18 protein-coding genes are annotated in these 18,897 nt (G+C 59.5%); 13 read left to right on the top strand and 5 right to left on the bottom strand.

The annotated features are described in order from the left end of the window. Positions 1-2 precede the first annotated feature (2 nt). The 5 genes from nuoJ to nuoN all read left to right on the top strand — a co-directional run bounded on the left by nuoJ (position 3) and on the right by nuoN (position 5,858). On the top strand, positions 3-557 hold the full coding sequence (gene nuoJ, locus L379_RS07940; RefSeq protein WP_003861493.1) for an NADH-quinone oxidoreductase subunit J: 555 nt from the start codon (positions 3-5) through the stop codon (positions 555-557). Continuing rightward, positions 554-856: an NADH-quinone oxidoreductase subunit NuoK gene (gene nuoK / locus L379_RS07945; RefSeq protein WP_003861496.1), complete on the top strand. Its 303-nt coding sequence runs from the start codon at positions 554-556 to the stop codon at positions 854-856. Before nuoJ ends, nuoK begins: the two co-directional genes overlap by 4 nt. Further along, complete coding sequence (nuoL, locus tag L379_RS07950; protein WP_003861497.1) at positions 853-2,694, top strand: NADH-quinone oxidoreductase subunit L; 1,842 nt, start codon at positions 853-855, stop codon at positions 2,692-2,694. Before nuoK ends, nuoL begins: the two co-directional genes overlap by 4 nt. Positions 2,695-2,864: 170 nt before the next feature. Further along, entirely contained in the window at positions 2,865-4,394 is a 1,530-nt protein-coding gene (gene nuoM / locus L379_RS07955; RefSeq protein WP_003861498.1) for an NADH-quinone oxidoreductase subunit M, read from the top strand. A gap of 6 nt (positions 4,395-4,400) precedes the next feature. Then, positions 4,401-5,858, top strand: a complete 1,458-nt coding sequence (gene nuoN / locus L379_RS07960; RefSeq protein ID WP_032654343.1) for an NADH-quinone oxidoreductase subunit NuoN — start codon at positions 4,401-4,403, stop codon at positions 5,856-5,858. A 105-nt stretch (positions 5,859-5,963) separates the two neighbouring features. Here the strand turns inward: nuoN and L379_RS07965 are convergent, their stop codons facing one another. Next, on the bottom strand, positions 5,964-6,968 hold the full coding sequence (locus L379_RS07965; protein WP_032654340.1) for a chemotaxis protein: 1,005 nt from the start codon (positions 6,966-6,968) through the stop codon (positions 5,964-5,966). Positions 6,969-7,032: 64 nt separating this feature from the next. Continuing rightward, positions 7,033-7,950 (bottom strand): ribonuclease BN, encoded by a 918-nt coding sequence (gene rbn, locus L379_RS07970; RefSeq protein ID WP_032654338.1) that lies wholly within the window; start codon positions 7,948-7,950, stop codon positions 7,033-7,035. Positions 7,951-8,021: 71 nt separating this feature from the next. Here rbn and L379_RS07975 point away from each other — a divergent pair, with 71 nt between their 5' ends. The 8 genes from L379_RS07975 to menE all read left to right on the top strand — a co-directional run bounded on the left by L379_RS07975 (position 8,022) and on the right by menE (position 15,933). Then, positions 8,022-8,486: a GNAT family N-acetyltransferase gene (locus L379_RS07975; protein WP_017693005.1), complete on the top strand. Its 465-nt coding sequence runs from the start codon at positions 8,022-8,024 to the stop codon at positions 8,484-8,486. A 50-nt stretch (positions 8,487-8,536) separates the two neighbouring features. Further along, the gene (elaB, locus tag L379_RS07980; RefSeq protein WP_017693006.1) at positions 8,537-8,842 is read left to right on the top strand and encodes a stress response protein ElaB; all 306 of its coding nucleotides are present in this window, start codon (positions 8,537-8,539) and stop codon (positions 8,840-8,842) included. An 86-nt stretch (positions 8,843-8,928) separates the two neighbouring features. Further along, positions 8,929-10,224, top strand: coding sequence for an isochorismate synthase MenF (menF, locus tag L379_RS07985; protein ID WP_017693007.1), 1,296 nt, complete (start codon positions 8,929-8,931; stop codon positions 10,222-10,224). Between the two features lie 88 nt (positions 10,225-10,312). Next, the gene (gene menD / locus L379_RS07990) at positions 10,313-11,983 is read left to right on the top strand and encodes a 2-succinyl-5-enolpyruvyl-6-hydroxy-3-cyclohexene-1-carboxylic-acid synthase (RefSeq protein WP_032654335.1); all 1,671 of its coding nucleotides are present in this window, start codon (positions 10,313-10,315) and stop codon (positions 11,981-11,983) included. Next, on the top strand, positions 11,980-12,756 hold the full coding sequence (menH, locus tag L379_RS07995) for a 2-succinyl-6-hydroxy-2,4-cyclohexadiene-1-carboxylate synthase (protein WP_032654332.1): 777 nt from the start codon (positions 11,980-11,982) through the stop codon (positions 12,754-12,756). Before menD ends, menH begins: the two co-directional genes overlap by 4 nt. Further along, positions 12,753-13,610, top strand: a complete 858-nt coding sequence (gene menB / locus L379_RS08000) for a 1,4-dihydroxy-2-naphthoyl-CoA synthase (RefSeq protein WP_003859452.1) — start codon at positions 12,753-12,755, stop codon at positions 13,608-13,610. Before menH ends, menB begins: the two co-directional genes overlap by 4 nt. After that, entirely contained in the window at positions 13,610-14,575 is a 966-nt protein-coding gene (menC, locus tag L379_RS08005; protein ID WP_032654329.1) for an o-succinylbenzoate synthase, read from the top strand. Before menB ends, menC begins: the two co-directional genes overlap by 1 nt. After that, positions 14,572-15,933, top strand: a complete 1,362-nt coding sequence (menE, locus tag L379_RS08010) for an o-succinylbenzoate--CoA ligase (protein ID WP_032654327.1) — start codon at positions 14,572-14,574, stop codon at positions 15,931-15,933. The genes menC and menE overlap by 4 nt, the downstream gene beginning before the upstream one ends. Here the strand turns inward: menE and L379_RS08015 are convergent, their stop codons facing one another. The 3 genes from L379_RS08015 to L379_RS08025 are packed head-to-tail and all read right to left on the bottom strand — an operon-like array spanning position 15,934 to position 18,883. Next, complete coding sequence (locus L379_RS08015; protein ID WP_006811365.1) at positions 15,934-17,448, bottom strand: tripartite tricarboxylate transporter permease; 1,515 nt, start codon at positions 17,446-17,448, stop codon at positions 15,934-15,936. It lies immediately after the preceding gene. An 11-nt stretch (positions 17,449-17,459) separates the two neighbouring features. Beyond that, a complete protein-coding gene (locus L379_RS08020; RefSeq protein WP_032654325.1) occupies positions 17,460-17,891 on the bottom strand; it encodes a tripartite tricarboxylate transporter TctB family protein in 432 nt (143 codons plus the stop codon). A gap of 11 nt (positions 17,892-17,902) precedes the next feature. Further along, positions 17,903-18,883, bottom strand: a complete 981-nt coding sequence (locus L379_RS08025) for a Bug family tripartite tricarboxylate transporter substrate binding protein (RefSeq protein ID WP_006811363.1) — start codon at positions 18,881-18,883, stop codon at positions 17,903-17,905. Positions 18,884-18,897: the final 14 nt, after the last annotated feature.

Here is an 18,897-nt window from a genome sequence, read left to right as displayed (position 1 = left end):
CAATGGAATTCGCTTTTTATATCTGTGGCCTTATCGCCATCCTGGCTACGCTGCGAGTGATCACGCACACCAATCCGGTGCATGCGCTGCTGTATTTAATCATCTCGCTGCTGGCTATTTCCGGGGTGTTCTTTGCGCTTGGCGCGCACTTCGCTGGTGCGCTGGAAATCATCGTCTACGCCGGGGCCATCATGGTGCTGTTTGTGTTCGTGGTGATGATGCTGAACCTGGGCGGCTCTGAAATTGAGCAGGAACGTCAGTGGTTAAAACCGCAGGTGTGGATTGGTCCGGCAATTTTGTCGGCCATCATGCTGGCGGTGATTGTTTACGCCATTCTGGGCGTCAACGACCAGGGTATCGACGGGACGCCAATCAGCGCGAAAGCCGTGGGTATCACCCTGTTTGGTCCGTACGTTCTGGCGGTTGAGCTGGCCTCAATGCTGCTGCTGGCGGGTCTGGTTGTGGCCTTCCACGTTGGCCGCGAAGAGCGTGTCGGCGAGGTGCTGAGCAACCGCACTGACGACCGCGCGAAAAGAAAAACGGAGGAACGCGCATGATCCCCTTAACACATGGACTGATCCTCGCTGCGATTTTATTCGTTCTGGGCTTAACCGGTCTGGTTATCCGCCGCAATCTGCTGTTTATGCTGATCGGTCTGGAAATCATGATCAACGCTTCCGCGCTGGCCTTTGTGGTCGCCGGCAGCTACTGGGGCCAGACCGATGGTCAGGTGATGTACATTCTCGCCATCAGCCTCGCGGCTGCTGAAGCGAGTATTGGCCTGGCGCTGTTGCTACAGCTCCATCGTCGCCGCCAGAACCTGAACATCGATTCAGTAAGTGAGTTGCGTGGATGAACATGCTTGCCTTAACCATTATTTTTCCGCTGATTGGCTTCGTGCTGCTGGCGTTTTCTCGCGGCCGCTGGTCTGAGAATCTGTCTGCCACCGTGGGCATTGGCTCTATCGGCCTGGCTGCGCTGGTCACAGCGTATGCGGGTATCGACTTCTTTAACAATGGACGTCAGGCCTACAGCGTACCGCTGTGGAACTGGATGTCGGTCGGTAACTTCAACATCGGTTTCAACCTGGTGCTGGATGGTCTGTCTCTGACCATGCTCTCCGTAGTTACCGGCGTCGGCTTCCTGATCCACATGTTCGCCTCCTGGTACATGCGCGGTGAAGAGGGATACTCCCGCTTCTTCGCCTACACCAACCTGTTTATCGCCAGCATGGTGGTTCTGGTGCTGGCCGATAACCTGCTGCTGATGTATCTGGGCTGGGAAGGCGTGGGTCTGTGTTCTTACCTGCTGATCGGTTTCTACTACACCGATCCGAAGAATGGCGCAGCGGCCATGAAAGCGTTCGTCGTGACCCGTGTGGGTGACGTGTTCCTCGCTTTCGCGCTGTTCATTCTCTACAACGAACTGGGCACGCTGAACTTCCGCGAAATGGTGGAACTGGCGCCGGCGCACTTCGAAGCAGGCAACAACATGCTGTGGTGGGCAACGCTGATGCTGCTGGGTGGCGCTGTGGGTAAATCCGCGCAGCTGCCGTTGCAGACATGGCTGGCCGACGCGATGGCGGGTCCAACCCCTGTCTCCGCGCTGATCCACGCCGCGACCATGGTCACCGCCGGTGTCTACCTGATTGCGCGTACCCATGGCCTGTTCCTGATGACCCCGGAAATTCTGCATCTGGTGGGTATCGTCGGTGCGGTTACGCTGGTGCTGGCTGGCTTTGCCGCGCTGGTGCAGACCGACATCAAACGCGTGCTCGCGTACTCCACCATGAGCCAGATTGGTTACATGTTCCTGGCGCTGGGCGTTCAGGCGTGGGACGCGGCCATTTTCCACCTGATGACGCACGCGTTCTTTAAAGCGCTGCTGTTCCTCTCATCCGGTTCGGTGATTCTGGCCTGCCACCACGAGCAGAACATCTTCAAAATGGGCGGACTGCGTAAGTCTATCCCGCTGGTGTATGTCTGCTTCCTGGTAGGCGGCGCGGCGCTGGCGGCACTGCCGCTGATCACCGCAGGCTTCTTCAGTAAGGACGAAATCCTGGCGGGCGCCATGGCGAATGGTCATATCAATCTGATGGTTGCGGGTCTGGTCGGTGCGTTTATGACCTCCCTGTACACCTTCCGTATGATTTTCATCGTCTTCCACGGTAAAGAACAAATTCACGCTCACGCAGGGAAGGGGATTACCCACCACCTGCCGCTGATTGTGCTGCTGGTCCTGTCCACCTTCGTTGGCGCGATGATTGTGCCACCGTTGCAGGGCGTACTGCCGGCGACAACCGAGCTTGAGCACGGTCGCGTTCTGACGCTTGAAATCACCTCCGGCGTAGTGGCTATCGCGGGCATCCTGATTGCCGCATGGCTGTGGCTGGGCAAACGCACGCTGGTGACTGCCGTTGCCAACAGCGCGCCGGGCCGTCTGCTGGGCACCTGGTGGTACAACGCATGGGGCTTCGACTGGCTGTACGACATGATCTTCGTGAAGCCGTTCCTGGGCATTGCGTGGCTGCTGAAGCGCGATCCACTGAACAGCCTGATGAATATCCCGGCGATCCTCTCTCGCTTTGCAGGTAAAGGCCTGCTGTTCAGCGAGAACGGTTATCTGCGCTGGTATGTGGCGTCCATGAGCATCGGTGCGGTTGTCGTACTGGCGCTGCTGATGGTGTTGCGTTGATTTTGAGTTAACGGGGATTGTCGGGTGGCGCTAGCGCTTACCCGACCTACGGACCGTAGGCCCGGTAAGCGAAGCGCCACCGGGCAAAAGGCCCCGCACTCAAACGTGAATTTTGTCGAATTCGTTGAAAATCGGTCCCTGAGGGACTTTAACAAGGAATAAAAATCGCCATGTTACTACCCTGGCTAATATTAATTCCCTTCATCGGCGGCTTCCTGTGCTGGCAGACCGAACGCTTTGGCGTGAAGATGCCGCGCTGGATCGCGCTGATCACCATGGGATTGACGCTCGCGCTTGGTCTGCAACTCTGGTTGCAGGGTGGCTACTCACTGACCCAGTCCGCGGGCCTTCCGCAGTGGCAGTCTGAGTTCATTCTGCCGTGGATCCCACGTTTCGGTATTACGATCCACCTCGCGATTGACGGTCTGTCGCTGCTGATGGTGGTGCTGACCGGTCTGCTCGGCGTTCTGGCGGTACTCTGCTCCTGGCGAGAAATCGAAAAATATCAGGGCTTCTTCCACCTGAACCTGATGTGGATCCTGGGCGGCGTGATCGGCGTGTTCCTGGCCATCGACATGTTCCTGTTCTTCTTCTTCTGGGAGATGATGCTGGTGCCGATGTACTTCCTGATCGCGCTGTGGGGCCACAAGGCATCCGACGGTAAAACGCGTATCACGGCGGCCACCAAGTTCTTCATCTACACCCAGGCGAGTGGTCTGGTGATGTTGATTGCCATCCTGGCGCTGGTATTTGTGCATTACAATGCGACCGGCGTCTGGACCTTCAACTACGAAGACCTGCTGAAGACCCCGATGTCTCACGGTGTGGAATACCTGCTGATGCTCGGCTTCTTCATCGCCTTCGCGGTGAAAATGCCGGTCGTACCGCTGCACGGCTGGCTGCCGGACGCGCACTCTCAGGCGCCAACGGCGGGTTCCGTTGACCTGGCGGGTATCTTGCTGAAAACGGCGGCCTACGGTCTGCTGCGTTTCTCCCTGCCGCTGTTCCCGAACGCCTCCGCAGAGTTCGCGCCGATTGCCATGTGGCTTGGCGTGATCGGTATCTTCTACGGTGCATGGATGGCCTTCACGCAGTACGACATCAAACGTCTGATTGCTTACACCTCCGTTTCCCACATGGGCTTCGTGCTGATTGCCATCTACACCGGCAGCCAGCTGGCGTACCAGGGGGCGGTGATCCAGATGATTGCGCACGGCCTGTCTGCTGCCGGTCTCTTCATCCTGTGTGGTCAGCTGTACGAACGTCTGCATACCCGCGACATGCGTATGATGGGCGGCCTGTGGGGCAAAATGAAATGGCTGCCGGCGCTCTCCATGTTCTTCGCGGTGGCGACTCTGGGTATGCCGGGTACCGGTAACTTCGTCGGCGAGTTTATGATCCTGTTCGGCAGCTTCAACGTGGTACCGACGATCACCGTCATCTCCACCTTTGGTCTGGTATTTGCCTCCGTGTACTCGCTGGCGATGCTGCACCGCGCTTACTTCGGTAAAGCGAAGAGTGAAATTGCTGCACAAGAACTGCCGGGGATGTCGCTGCGTGAGCTGTTCATCATCCTGCTGCTGGTCGTACTGCTGGTGCTGCTGGGCTTCTATCCGCAGCCGATTCTGGATACCTCGCACTCCGCGATGGGTAACATCCAGCAGTGGTTTGTTAATTCTGCTTCTACTACAAGGCCGTAATTCGCCATGACAATAACTCCACAACAACTGATCGCGCTGCTACCGCTGCTGATCGTCGGATTGACGGTGGTGGTTGTGATGCTCTCCATTGCGTGGCGACGCAATCACTTCCTGAATGCGACCCTGTCCGTTCTGGGTCTGAACGCTGCGTTAGTTTCCCTCTGGTTTGTTGGCCAGGCGGGAGCGATGGACGTCACGCCGCTGATGCGCGTTGACGGTTACGCCATGCTCTACACCGGTCTGGTGCTGCTGGCGAGCCTGGCAACCTGTACCTTTGCGTACCCGTGGCTCGAAGGTTACAACGACAACAAAGAAGAGTTTTACCTGCTGGTACTGATTGCCGCACTGGGCGGTATTCTGCTGGCGAACGCGAACCACCTGGCCGCGCTGTTCCTCGGTATTGAGCTGATCTCACTCCCGCTGTTCGGCCTGATTGGTTACGCTTTCCGCCAGAAGCGCTCTCTGGAAGCGGCAATCAAGTACACGATCCTGTCTGCTGCCGCGTCGTCGTTCCTGCTGTTTGGTATCGCGCTGCTGTACGCACAGACGGGTAATCTCTCCTTCATGGCGCTCGGTAAGAGCCTTGGCGACGGCATGATGCATGAGCCGCTGCTGCTGGCTGGTCTGGGCATGATGATTGTTGGCCTTGGCTTTAAACTTTCACTGGTTCCGTTCCACCTGTGGACGCCAGACGTATACCAGGGTGCCCCTGCACCGGTCTCGACCTTCCTGGCGACGGCGAGCAAAATCGCTATCTTCGGTGTGGTCATGCGTCTGTTCCTGTACGCCCCGGTGGGTGACAGCGAAGCGGTCCGCGTGGTGCTGGGCATTATCGCGTTCGTGTCCATCATCTTCGGTAACCTGATGGCGCTGAGCCAGACCAACATCAAGCGTCTGCTGGGCTACTCCTCTATCTCCCATCTGGGTTACCTGCTGGTGGCGCTGATTGCGCTGCAAAGCGGTGAGATGTCGATGGAAACTGTGGGCGTCTATCTGGCCGGTTACCTGTTTAGCAGCCTCGGCGCGTTCGGCGTGGTGAGCCTGATGTCCAGCCCGTACCGTGGCCCGGATGCGGATTCCCTGTTCTCCTACCGTGGTCTGTTCTGGCACCGTCCGATTCTGTCTGCGGTAATGACCGTGATGATGCTCTCTCTGGCGGGTATCCCGATGACGCTGGGCTTTATCGGTAAGTTCTACGTGCTGGCCGTCGGTGTGCAGGCGGGTCTGTGGTGGCTGACGGCGGGTGTCGTTATCGGCTCCGCGATTGGTCTCTACTACTACCTGCGCGTAGCGGTGAGCCTGTACCTGAGCGCGCCTCAGCAGCTCAACCGCGATGCGCCAACCAACTGGCAGTACAGCGCCGGCGGGATTGTGGTTCTCATCTCCGCGCTGCTGGTGCTGATCTTCGGTATCTATCCGCAGCCGCTGATTGAGATTGTGCAGCGCGCGATGCCGCTGATGTAAGGTGAAAGCAAAAAGGCAACGAAAGTTGCCTTTTTTATTGCCCAGCGGCGCTACGCTTGCAGGGCCTACGGGTTTTGTAGGTCGGGTAAGCGTAGCGCCACCCGACTAAGCTAACTGCTTCCTGCTTATAAGCGGCCCTTCAATCTTCTTCATCGAGCGGTCCAGCACCTCTTCAATCACCGACGACAGCTCATTCAGCTCAAACTTCGCCACGTAGCCGTCGGCCTTCACCTTGCGAATATGGTCTTCGTTCGCGTTGCCGGACAGGGACGAGTGGATCACCACCGGAATATCTTTCAGTACCGGGTCGGTTTTGATTTTGCGCGTCAGCGTAAAGCCGTCCATCTCTGGCATTTCGAGGTCGGTCAGCACCAGCGCGATCTTATCGGTGATCGGCACGCCCTCAGCCTGCGCCTGTGCCGCCAGCACGCCAATTTTCTCCCACGCGTCTTTGCCGGTGATATGCAGCTGAGCCGGGATCTCCATCGCCTGCAATCCCTTCTCCAGCATTGAGCGCGCTACTTTTGAATCTTCTGCAACAATCGCGACAGAGCCAGGCTTGATGTTGAATTTGGTGGTTTCCAGATGGGTGGCGTGCAGATCGTGGTTCGCCGGGGTGATGTCATACAGGATCTGCTCCACGTCCAGCACCATCGCCAGATCGTTGGTATCGGTCTTCTCATCCAGACAGGCAATGCTGGTGATGTAGCGACCGCTGACGGCGGTTTCCGCGGCGTGCACCTGCTTCCAGTCCAGACGCATGATGTTTTCCACCGATTCCACGGCAAACGCCTGCACGCTGCGGGCATATTCGGTGATCAGCAGGATGTTCAGCCCGGTGGCTGGTTTGCAGCCGGCGACGGCGGCCAGATCGATCACCGGGATCACCTGGTCACGAATGTTCACCATCCCCATCAGCGGAGACTTCATTCCCGCCGGTTTGGTGAAGGTCGGCATCGGCACAATTTCGCGCAATTTGAATACGTTGATGCCGAACAGCTCGGATTTATTTTCGTTCAGAGAGGTGCCAAGACGGAACAGCAACAGTTCAAAACGGTTGGACAGGGTCAGGTTTGCCCTGTCATCAATATCTTTCTGGAAATTATCCATTCTACCCTCAAGAGAAATGCTGGCCTTTTAATCGTTATCGGCACGCTGAGGGAAAAATGAAGGACTAAACGCTGACCTGAGCAAAATCTTCCGCCAGCTCGCATGCCGGAAATACTTCCCGGCACTCTGCCAGCAGGCTTTCAGCGCCGCGGACGTCATAGCGTGAGCTGACGTGAGTAACAATCAGTTTCCGGACGCCAGCCTCACGTGCCAGCTGCGCCGCCTGACGCGTAGAGCTGTGCCCCCGGCTGTTGGCTTTTTCTTCCATCGCCGCTTCCAGCGTAGCCTCATGCACCATCACATCTACACCTCTGGCAAGCCTGAGCGCCGAAGGGCAGGGGGCGGTATCCCCAAAAATAGCCAGTTTTTTGCCCGGCTGCGGTGGGGCGAGGTAATCCTGACCGTTGATGACGCGCCCGTCTTCCAGCGTGACGGTCTCGCCGTGCTTCAGACGCTGGAACAGCGGGCCTGGTTTCACCCCCTCGGCCTGCAACGCGGCGGCGTTCAGCGCCCCGGGCTTGTCATGCTCCTCAACGCGATAGCCGTAGCATTCCACCGGATGGTTAAGCGGGTAAGCGCGCACCAGGTAATCTCCGTCATCGAACACCAGACCCTCGCCGATCTCTAACACCTCCAGCGGATAATCGGTCCACGAGCCGCTCAGGCGCAGCGTGGTTTCAACGAATTCCTGAATACCCGCGGGGCCATAAATGGTCAGCGGGTTAGCGTTACCGGCCATCGAACGGCTGCACAGCAGGCCCGGCAGGCCAAACAGATGGTCGCCGTGCAGATGGGTGATAAATATTTTATCCACTTTCCCCGGGTGGTATGAGGTATGCAGCAGCTGATGCTGCGTACCCTCACCGCAGTCAAACAGCCACAGCCCACCGCGGGTAGGATGCTTAAGATCCAGCAGAATCGCCGTCACGTTTCGTGAGCGGGTTGGCACCCCGGCGGACGTACCCAGAAAAATCAGTTCCATAACGCAATCAGCCCTTTGCCGAATGGGAAGGGGTTTAGTATAACGTGATGAACACCAGGAAGGAGAAACACATGATCCAGTGGCAAGATCTACACCACAGCGAACTGACCGTGCATTCACTCTACGCCCTGCTCAAGCTGCGCTGCGAAGTCTTTGTGGTTGAACAAACCTGCCCGTATCAGGATATCGACGGCGATGACCTGATCGGCGAGAACCGGCACATCCTCGGCTGGCGCGATAACGAGCTGGTGGCGTATGCGAGGATTCTGAAAAGCGAAGAGGATTTTGACCCTGTCGTCATTGGCCGCGTCATTATCAGCGGCCGCGCGCGCGGTGAAAAGCTGGGCTATCAGCTGATGGAAAAAACGCTGGGCGCATGCCAGAAACAGTGGCCGGACAAGGCGTTATACCTGGGCGCGCAGGCGCATTTGCAATCATTCTATGGCCATTTTGGTTTTACCCCGGTCACGGACATTTACGACGAAGACGGCATCCCACACATCGGCATGGCACGCGAAGCGAAACAGGCGCAATAGCAATACGTTGTCTATAGTTACCGGACTGGTGTACTAACATGGAGAAAAATATGTCATTTCAATCCTGGGATACCCGAGTCGACGACGACCTGACGCTGCTAAGCGAAACGCTGGAAGAAGTGCTGCGCTCTTCAGGCGATCCTGCCGATCAGAAGTACATTGAGCTCAAAGCCCGCGCCGAGCAGGCGCTGCATGACGTGAAAAACCGCGTCAGTAACGCATCCGACAATTACTACTACCGCGCCAAGCAGGCGGTTTATCGTGCCGACGATTATGTGCATGAAAAACCGTGGCAGGGCATTGGGGTCGGTGCGGCCGTAGGGCTGGTGCTGGGTCTGCTGTTAGCCCGTCGTTAAGCCGGTAAACCACTCCCTACACGTGGGTACTGCTATTTATCGTCAGTACCCCGTATAATATAAGGCTTTAACAGGGAGAGGTTCGCGTGCACTCGATTTTCCTCGCGCTGCAAAGCCTGCGTACTCAGCTTGCGCAAGCATTGCCAGCTACACCCGGTTTACGCCATTTCGATGTCTCTTTCCCGTTAAACGACGCCTTCGATCCGCTGGCCTGGCTCGGTGTGCAGCGATGCTATCCTCAGTTTTACTGGCAACAGCGCAGCGGTGATGAAGAACTTGCCGCGCTCGGAAGCCTCGCCCATTTTGATTCTCTGGCCTCGGCCTCGCGGTTTTTGCACACCCACGACGTAGCCAATGACACCCGTATCTGCGGCCTGAACGCCTTCAACCCGGCGCAGGGCAAGCTGTTTTTACCGCGCCTTCTCTGGCGACGGTCTGGCGGGGTCGCCACGCTGCGTCTGCAACTGTGGAGCGAAACGTCGCTGCGGGAAGATGCCCGTGAGGCGCTGAATTTTGTCGATAACCTGCGCGACGCCGCGCCGATCCGCCCGTTGTCCGTGCAGATTGTGCAGGAAACCCATCATCCGGAAAAACCGGAATGGCTGGCGTTGATTCGTCAGGCGACGGATACCCTTGCTCGCGGCGATTTTGAGAAAGTGGTCCTCGCACGTGCTACAGACGTGCATTGCCAGCAGCCCGTGAACGCCATCGCGCTGATGGCTGCCAGCCGCGCGCTAAACCTCAACTGCTATCATTTTTGTATGGTCTTTGACGCCAGCAACGCGTTCCTCGGCTCGACGCCTGAACGCCTGTGGCGGCGACGCGGCACGCTGCTGCGCACTGAAGCGCTGGCAGGCACCGTCGCCAGCCACTCTGACGATAAGCAGGCTCAGCGTCTGGGCGACTGGCTGATGAACGACGACAAAAATCAGCGGGAAAATATGCTGGTGGTGGAAGATATCTGCCAGCGTCTTCAGCACCATACCCGGACGCTGGAGATCCTGCCTGCGCAGGTGCTGCGTCTGCGCAAGGTGCAGCATTTACGTCGCTGTATCTGGACCGAACTTAAACAGCCTGACGACGAGCAGTGCCTGCATATTCTGCAACCGACGGCGGCGGTGGCCGGGCTGCCGCGACAGGCGGCGCGAGAATTTATTGCGAAAGTGGAGCCGTTTGACCGGGAGTGGTACGCCGGGTCGGCGGGCTATTTATCGCGCGATCAAAGCGAATTCTGTGTGGCATTACGCTCCGCCCGCGTTCACGACGCTGCGCTGCGTCTTTATGCGGGGGCGGGCATCGTCAGCGGCTCCGATCCGGAGCAGGAGTGGCAGGAGATCGAAAACAAGGCCGCCGGGCTGCGTTCCCTTCTCCTAAGGGATTAATACTGATTCGTGCAATCCCGATTCATATCAAAATTCTGACTTTTTCTATTATTTATACTGTGTCGCATTCTTGATACTGGACAATCTCATGTCAGTAAGTTCTTTTAACCGACGCTGGGCGGCGGTGATCCTTGAAGCCCTGACCCGTCATGGTGTCAGGCATGTGTGTATTGCCCCGGGCTCTCGCTCCACGCCGCTCACCCTTGCTGCCGCGGAAAACCGGGCTTTTATTCACCACACCCATTTTGATGAGCGGGGTCTGGGCCATCTGGCGCTCGGGCTGGCGAAAGTCAGCAAAGCGCCCGTGGCGGTGATAGTCACCTCCGGCACGGCGGTGGCGAACCTGTATCCGGCGCTGATAGAAGCGGGATTAACCGGCGAAAAGCTGATTTTACTCACTGCCGACCGTCCCCCGGAACTTATTGACTGCGGTGCTAATCAGGCGATTCGTCAGCCTGGCATTTTTGCCTCGCATCCTTCACAGACGGTCTCGTTGCCGCGCCCCACCCAGGATATTCCCGCCAGCTGGCTGGTCTCAACCCTTGACCACGCCATGAACGCACTGCGCAGCGGCGGGCTGCACATTAACTGCCCGTTTGCCGAGCCGCTGTACGGTGAAATGAACGATACTGGCCTCGTCTGGCAACAGCAGCTGGGAGACTGGTGGGAGAGCGAAAAACCCTGGCTGCGCGAGCAGACGCATCTGGAAAGCGAAAAACAGCGCGACTGGTTCTTCTGGCGCCAGAAGCGCGGCGTGGTGATTGCCGGGCGGATGAGTGCGGCGGAAGGCAAGCTGGCGGCGGAGTGGGCACAAACGCTTGGCTGGCCGCTGATTGGTGACGTGCTTTCCCAGACGGGCCAGCCGCTGCCCTGCGCCGACCTCTGGCTGGGTAACGCGAAAGCGGTTACCGAGCTGGCGCAGGCGCAGATTGTCGTCCAGCTGGGATCGAGCCTGACGGGGAAGCGTCTGCTCCAGTGGCAGGCCACCTGTACCCCAGAAGAGTACTGGCTGGTGGATCCGCTCGAAGGACGCCTTGACCCGGCGCACCATCGCGGCCGCCGCCTGGTGAGCAACATTGACAGCTGGCTGGAATTGCATCCGGCGGAAAAACGCAAACCCTGGGCGGTGGAGATCCCGGCGCTGTCACGTCAGGCGTGGGAACTCACCAAAACGCAGTGCGAGGCGTTCAGTGAAGCCGGGCTGGCGCACCGTATCCGCAAATATCTTCCCGAGCAGGGACAACTTTTTGTCGGTAACAGCCTGGTGGTGCGCCTGATTGACGCCTTTTCGCAGCAGCCGGCGGGTTATCCGGTGTACAGCAACCGGGGCGCGAGCGGCATTGACGGCCTGATCTCCACCGCCGCTGGCGTACAGCGGGCCAGCGCGAAATCCACGCTGGCGATTGTGGGGGATCTCTCAGCCCTCTACGATCTCAACGCGCTGGCGCTCCTGCGTCAGGCGTCGGCCCCGTTCGTGCTGATTGTTGTGAACAATAACGGCGGGCAGATTTTCTCGTTGCTGCCGACGCCGCAAAGCGAGCGTGAGCGCTTCTATCTGATGCCGCAAAACGTGCAGTTCGAACACGCCGCCGCCATGTTCAGCCTGAAGTACCATCGCCCGGAAAACTGGGACGCGCTGGAGACGGCGCTGAACACCGCCTGGCGGCAGCCTGGCGCGACGCTGATTGAGCTGGTGGTAAACGATGCTGACGGCGCGCAGAAGCTGCAACATCTGCTTGCGCAGGTGAGTCACCTGTGATCCTCGCAGGCCTCTCCCAGCCAGGAAAACCAGGCTACCCCTGGCTGGTTTTCCTGCACGGTTTTTCCGGCGACTGTCGCGAGTGGCAGGCTGTCGGGGCGTCGCTGTATGACTACCCCCGGCTCTACATTGACCTGCCCGGGCACGGTGGTTCAGCGGATACGGGCGTGACGGGGTTTGCAGAGGTAAGTGAATTGCTCTCGCATACCCTTATTAGTTACAACATACTAAGATACTGGCTCGTGGGGTACTCCCTCGGCGGCCGCATTGCGATGTTCCATGCCTGTCAGCATCCTGCGGGGTTAGACGGGGTGATTGTGGAAGGTGGGCACCCGGGCCTGCAAGACGCCGATGCGCGCCAGGCCCGGCTGATCTCTGACCGCCGCTGGGCGTCACGGTTTCGCAGTGAGCCGCTGGAGGCCGTCTTTGCCGACTGGTATCAACAGCCGGTCTTTGCCTCACTTACGGATGATCAGCGCAGGGCGCTGATCGCGCTGCGCAGCCGGAACAACGGCCCGAGGCTGGCAGAGATGCTGGAGGCCACCTCGCTTGCCGTTCAGCCTGATTTACGTCCCGCGCTCATCGCGCGTGATTTTTCTTTTGACTATCTCTATGGCAAACGTGACGGGAAGTTTGCAGCCATCGCTGCTGAACTCAACGCCACACGTCATGCTATCCCTCACGCCGGACACAACGCCCACCGGGACAACCCGGACGCGGTTGCCGCGAGTCTGGCTCAGATACTGCGTTATCGAACAAAGGACACGCTATGATCTATCCTGATGAACACATGCTTTACGCGCCGGTTGAATGGCAGGACTGCTCCGAAGGCTACACCGACATTCGTTACCACAAATCCGCCGATGGTATCGCCAAAATCACCATCAACCGTCCACAGGTGCGCAACGCGTTTCGTCCGCTGACCGTAAAAGAGATGATCCAGGCGCTGGCGGATGCCCGCTACGATGACACTATCGGCGTCATCATCCTCACCGGGGAAGGGGAGAAAGCCTTCTGCTCCGGCGGCGATCAGAAAGTCCGCGGTGACTACGGCGGATACCAGGATGATGCGGGCACGCACCACCTGAACGTGCTGGATTTCCAGCGCCAGATCCGCACCTGTCCAAAACCGGTGGTCGCGATGGTGGCAGGGTATTCCATCGGCGGCGGTCACGTGCTGCACATGATGTGTGACCTGACGATCGCGGCGGAAAATGCCATTTTCGGTCAGACTGGCCCGAAAGTCGGCTCTTTCGACGGCGGCTGGGGCGCGTCCTATATGGCGCGCATTGTCGGTCAGAAAAAAGCCCGCGAAATCTGGTTCCTGTGCCGTCAGTACAACGCCCAGGAAGCGCTGGATATGGGGCTGGTTAACACCGTGGTGCCGATCGCCGATCTGGAAAAAGAGACCGTGCGCTGGTGTCGCGAAATGCTGCAAAACAGCCCAATGGCGCTGCGCTGCCTGAAAGCGGCCCTCAACGCCGACTGTGACGGTCAGGCGGGCCTTCAGGAGCTGGCAGGTAACGCCACCATGCTGTTCTATATGACCGAAGAGGGTCAGGAAGGGCGCAACGCGTTCAACGAAAAACGCCAGCCAGACTTCAGCAAATACAAACGGAACCCGTAATGCGTTGCGCGCAGGTTTACCGCTGGCAGATACCGATGGACGCGGGCGTGGTGCTGCGTGAACGGCGGTTAAAAACCCGTGACGGCTTTTGCGTGCATCTCCGGCAGGGCGAGCGGGAAGGGTGGGGCGAAATCGCCCCGCTTCCGGGTTTTAGCCTGGAAACGCTGGACGAGGCGCAGGCTGCGCTGATGGCCTGGACGTACGAATGGCGTGAGGGAGCAGATCCGGCGCTGCCGGACGTTCCTTCCACCGCGTTCGGCATCAGCTGTGCGCTGGCAGAGCTGGACGGCAGTTTACCGGACGCGGCGAACTATTGCGCCGCGCCGCTCTGTACCGGCGATCCGGATGAACTTTTCGCGCTCCTTTCCGCGATGCCTGGCGAGAAGGTGGCGAAAATAAAGGTTGGCCTGTACGAAGCAGTGCGCGACGGAATGGTGGTTAACCTGTTACTGGAAGCCATTCCCGATCTACACCTGCGCCTGGACGCCAACCGCGCCTGGACGCCGCTCAGGGCGCAACAGTTCGCGAAGTACGTCAACCCGGCGTACCGCAGCCGCATCGCGTTTCTCGAAGAGCCGTGCAAAACGCGCGACGACTCGCGCGCCTTCGCCCGGGAAACCGGCATTGCCATTGCCTGGGATGAGAGCCTGCGCGAAGCCGATTTCGCGTTTGCCGCCGAGCCGGGCGTCAGGGCCGTGGTGATTAAGCCAACGCTGACCGGCAGCCTCGACAAGGTGCGCGAGCAGGTTGCGGCGGCCCATGCCGCAGGGCTGACGGCGGTGATCAGTTCATCCATCGAATCCAGCCTCGGCCTGACGCAGCTGGCGCGCATCGCTGCATGGTTAACGCCGGACACCGTTCCCGGTCTCGATACGCTAAACCTGATGCAGGCCCAGCTGATTCGTCAGTGGCCTGGCAGCACCTTGCCGTGCCTCGGCGTCGGGGCGCTGGAGCCACTGCGATGAGTTTTACCGACTGGCCGTGGCGGCACTGGCGCACCCGGAGTGCCAATAAACCCGCGCTGCGTTTAGACGATATAACGCTCAGCTGGTCTCAGCTGGGCGAGCGTATCGATCGTCTCGCAGCCGGTTTTCAGTCTCAGGGCGTTACGGACGGTGACGGCGTCATGCTGCTCGCCCACAACCACCCGCAGACCCTGCTGGCCTGGCTGGCGCTGCTTCAGTGCGGCGCCCGCATTTTGCCGGTGAACCCTCAGCTTCCCCGTCCGCTGCTGGACGTCCTCCTGCCGCAGATGACCCTGCGCTTTGCGCTGGTGCTTAACGGTGAGTATGACGGTCTGCCCGGTCTGGTATTAAGAGAGGGCGAGGGGCAGGGCGGCGTCACGTGGCGGGCAGAACGGCTGGCCTCAATGACGCTCACCTCTGGCTCCACCGGCTTGCCGAAAGCGGCGGTGCACACCTGTGCCGCCCACCTTGCCAGCGCAAAGGGCGTGCTGGCGCTGATGCCTTACGGCGGTAGCGACGACTGGCTGCTCTCTCTGCCGCTGTTTCACGTCTCCGGTCAGGGGATTTTGTGGCGCTGGTTGCAGGGCGGAGGCCGTCTCACCGTGCGTGAAAAACAGCCGCTGGAGCAGGCGCTACAGGGCTGTACCCACGCCTCGCTGGTGCCAACGCAGCTGTGGCGGCTGCTTAATTCACACCATCCCGTCGCGCTGAAAGCCGTGCTGCTCGGCGGGGCGGAAATCCCCGTTGCGCTGACCGAACAGGCGCGCGAGCAGGGGATCCGTACGTTCTGCGGCTACGGTCTGACCGAGTTCGCCTCCACCGTCTGCGCCAAAGAGGCCGACGGCGCGCCGGACGTGGGCAGCGCGCTGCCGGGCAGAGACGTTCAGGTGGTGAACGGTGAAGTCTGGATCCGGGCGGAAAGCATGGCGGCGGGCTACTGGCGAGACGGCGCATTATTGCCTCTGGTCAATGAGCAGGGCTGGTTCGCCACCCGCGATCGCGGCGAGTGGCATGACGGACGCCTGACCATTCTGGGCCGAATGGACAATCTCTTTTTCAGCGGTGGAGAAGGGATCCAGCCCGAAGCGCTGGAGCGCGTTATCGCCACGCATCCGCAGGTAAGCCAGGCGTTTGTCGTTCCGCTGGATGATGCCGAGTACGGGCAACGTCCGGTGGCGGTAGTGGAATGCGAGCCGGGCACGGATATCACGCTGCTGCCGGAGTGGGTTCAGGGCAGGCTGGCGCGCTTTGAGCAGCCGGTACACTGGCTGGCGCTGCCGTCAGAACTGAAAAATGGCGGGATTAAAATCTCCCGCCAGGCGTTAAAGCAGTGGGTCAATGCCCTGTTGAGGGGCTAATCAACCGATATCCGGCTGCGGTTTGTGCTGGCGTCGGCGGACCCAGCGCAGCACCGGCGGCACGACAATCACCATAATCGCCATTGCCAGCAGGATCTTCGTCACGCTGCTCTCCCACAGGATCCCCATATTGCCATTGCTGATGGAGAGGGCGCGGCGCAGGTTCTGCTCCAGCATTTCCCCCAGCACAAACCCTAAAATCAGCGGCGACATCGGGAAGTGCATCTTGCGCAGAATGTAGCCCAGCACGCCGAGCAGCACCATCAACACCAGGTCGAAGGTGGTGCTGTGCACCGCGTACACCCCAACCGCCGAGACGGCTGCGATGGCCGGGACCAGGAACCACAGGGGAATGGTCAGCATGCGGGTGAACAGGCCGATCAGCGGGATGTTCATTACCAGCAACATCACGTTGGCGATCAGCAGGGCGGCAATTAAACCCCAGACGATATCGGGCTGCTCGGTAAACATCGCCGGACCCGGGGTGATGTTATAGAGCGTCAGCGCGCCCATCATTACCGCCGTGGTGCCGGAGCCCGGCACGCCGAGGGTCAGCATCGGGATAAACGAGCCGCAGGCCGAGGCGTTATTCGCCGCCTCCGGCGCCGCCACGCCGCGGATATCGCCTTTGCCGAAGCTGTCGCTGTTACCGCTCAGCTTTTTCTCGGTCATGTAGGTGATAGCGCTGGCGATAGTAGCCCCCGCGCCGGGCAGAATGCCGACGAAGAAACCGATCACCGACGAACGCAGGGTGGCGCCAATACACTGCGCCCCCTCTTTGGCATTAAAGAGCATACGTCCGGTTTTACGCACCAGCGTCTGCCCGCTGCTGGTATGCTCCAGCATCAGTAAGATTTCTGAGACAGAGAACAGACCAATCACCACGACGATAAACTGCACGCCGTCGGAGAGATGAACGCTGTCGAAGGTAAAACGATAAACCCCGGTGTTGGCATCCACGCCGACGGTGGCCAGACTGAGGCCAATCAACGCAGACAAAAACGACTTCAGCGGATTCTGCGCCATCATGCTGCCGAGACAGGCGATGGCGAACACCATCAGGGCAAAATACTCGGCCGGACCAAACGCCAGCGACCACTGGGCCAGCGCCGGGGCGAAGAGGATGATGCCGCCAATGGCGATCATGGAGCCAAAGAACGAGCTGACGGCAGAAATAGAGAGCGCCACGCCGCCGCGCCCCTGCTGCGCCATCGGGTAGCCATCCAGCGCGGTCATAATGGCGGCGGCATCACCGGGCACGTTAAGCAGAATCGAGGAAATACGCCCCCCGTATTCGCAGCCGATATAGACCGTCGCCAGCAGGATCAGCGCCGATTCCGCAGGCAGGTGCAGCGCAAAGGCCAGCGGCAGTAAAATCGCCACGCCGTTGATAGGGCCAAGGCCCGGCAGCAGGCCGACGATGGTCCCGACGAAACAGCCGATCAGGGCGATCACCAGGTTTTCCGGGGTCATCGCTACCGCGAACCCCTGAGAGAGATAGATCCAGGTATCCATAGCGTGCTCCGTTAGTTAAACCATGCGCCGAGCGGCAGGGTCACGTCCAGCAGGCGGTCGAAGGCGTACCAGAGTAAAATGCCCAGTACGACGCCGGAGATCCCCGCCGCAGGCAGCGAGGCGTTAAACAGTATGCCAATCACCATCGTCAGCAGGGCGGTGGCAATCGGGAAGCCGAGCCACTCAAAGCCCCACGCATACGTCAGCAGGACAATTACCATTACCAGCAGACGTTGCAGCGTACGGCGTGGCGGCCACTCCACGGTATCCGGATGGCGCAGCAGCAGCGCCACCGAGCAGAGCAGCATCAGGCCGACTATGCCGACGGGGAAGGGGCGTGGCCCCACGGGTTCATAGCTGTATTCGCTGTGGATCTGCCAGGCGACGAACATGCCGCCAATGCAGAGCAGCAGCCATATCCCGGCAAAAATGCGATCGCTCATAGCGCCTCCGGTTATTTCGCCAGACCAAAGGCTTTCGCCTGTTCTCGGTAGTCATTCACCTGTTTTTTGACATACTCGTCCAGCTGCTTGCCGTTCAGGTTGAACTCAAACAGCCCGCGCAGATCGCGCTGTTTTTTGAACTCCTCGGTTTGCTGAAGTTTTGCGAAGGTATCCACCCACCACTGGTACTCGGCGTCGGTCACTTTTGGCCCGACGAAGAAGCCGCGGATGATCGGCCAGACCAGGTTATAACCCTGCTCTTTAGCGGTTGGGACGTCTGCCAGCTGGCCCGGCAGACGGTTTTCCGAGAAGACCGCCAGCACGCGGATCTTATCCCCGCTCAGGTAGGGCACCATTTCGCTGAGATCGCCCGATACCGCCTGGACGTGATTGCCCATCAGCGCCGTCACCGGCTCGCCGCCGCCTTCAAAGGCCACGTAACGCATCTTGTGCGGATCCACTTTGGCCTGCTGCGCCAGCAGCGCGGCTTTCATCCAGTCCTGGCTGCCGATAGAGGCGCCCGCGCCAATGACCACGCTGTTCGGATCTTTTTCCATGGCGGTCAGCAGATCTTTCAGGGATTTCCATGGGGAGTCCGCGCGCACGGCGATCATGCCGTAATCGGTGCCTACGGTGGCGAGCCAGCGCACGTCATTCACGTCATAACGACCAAATTTCCCCTGCGACAGGTTCAGCAACGAACCGCCGGAGAAGGCCACCACGGTGCCCGCTTCGGCAGGGCGCTGCGCGACGATGGCGTTATAGGCTACCGCGCCCACGCCGCCGGGCATGTAGGTGACGCGCATCGGTTTTTCAATGGCCTTCGTCTCCAGCAGGCTGACCTGAATCAGCTTACAGGTCAGGTCGAAGCCGCCGCCGGGTTTGGCCGGGGCGATACATTCGGTACGGGATGGCGCGTCCTGCGCCTGGACGACAGAGGCACTCAACAGCAATACGCTTGCAGCAAGGGTAGAAAGTAATTGTTTTTTCATCGTTTATCCTCACG

This window comes from Enterobacter sp. MGH 33 (assembly GCF_000534535.1).
GTDB classification, from domain to species: Bacteria; Pseudomonadota; Gammaproteobacteria; order Enterobacterales; family Enterobacteriaceae; genus Enterobacter; species Enterobacter hormaechei_C.
The sequence above is the reverse complement of the archived record's forward strand: the minus strand, read 5'-3'. Positions and strand labels throughout refer to the sequence as shown.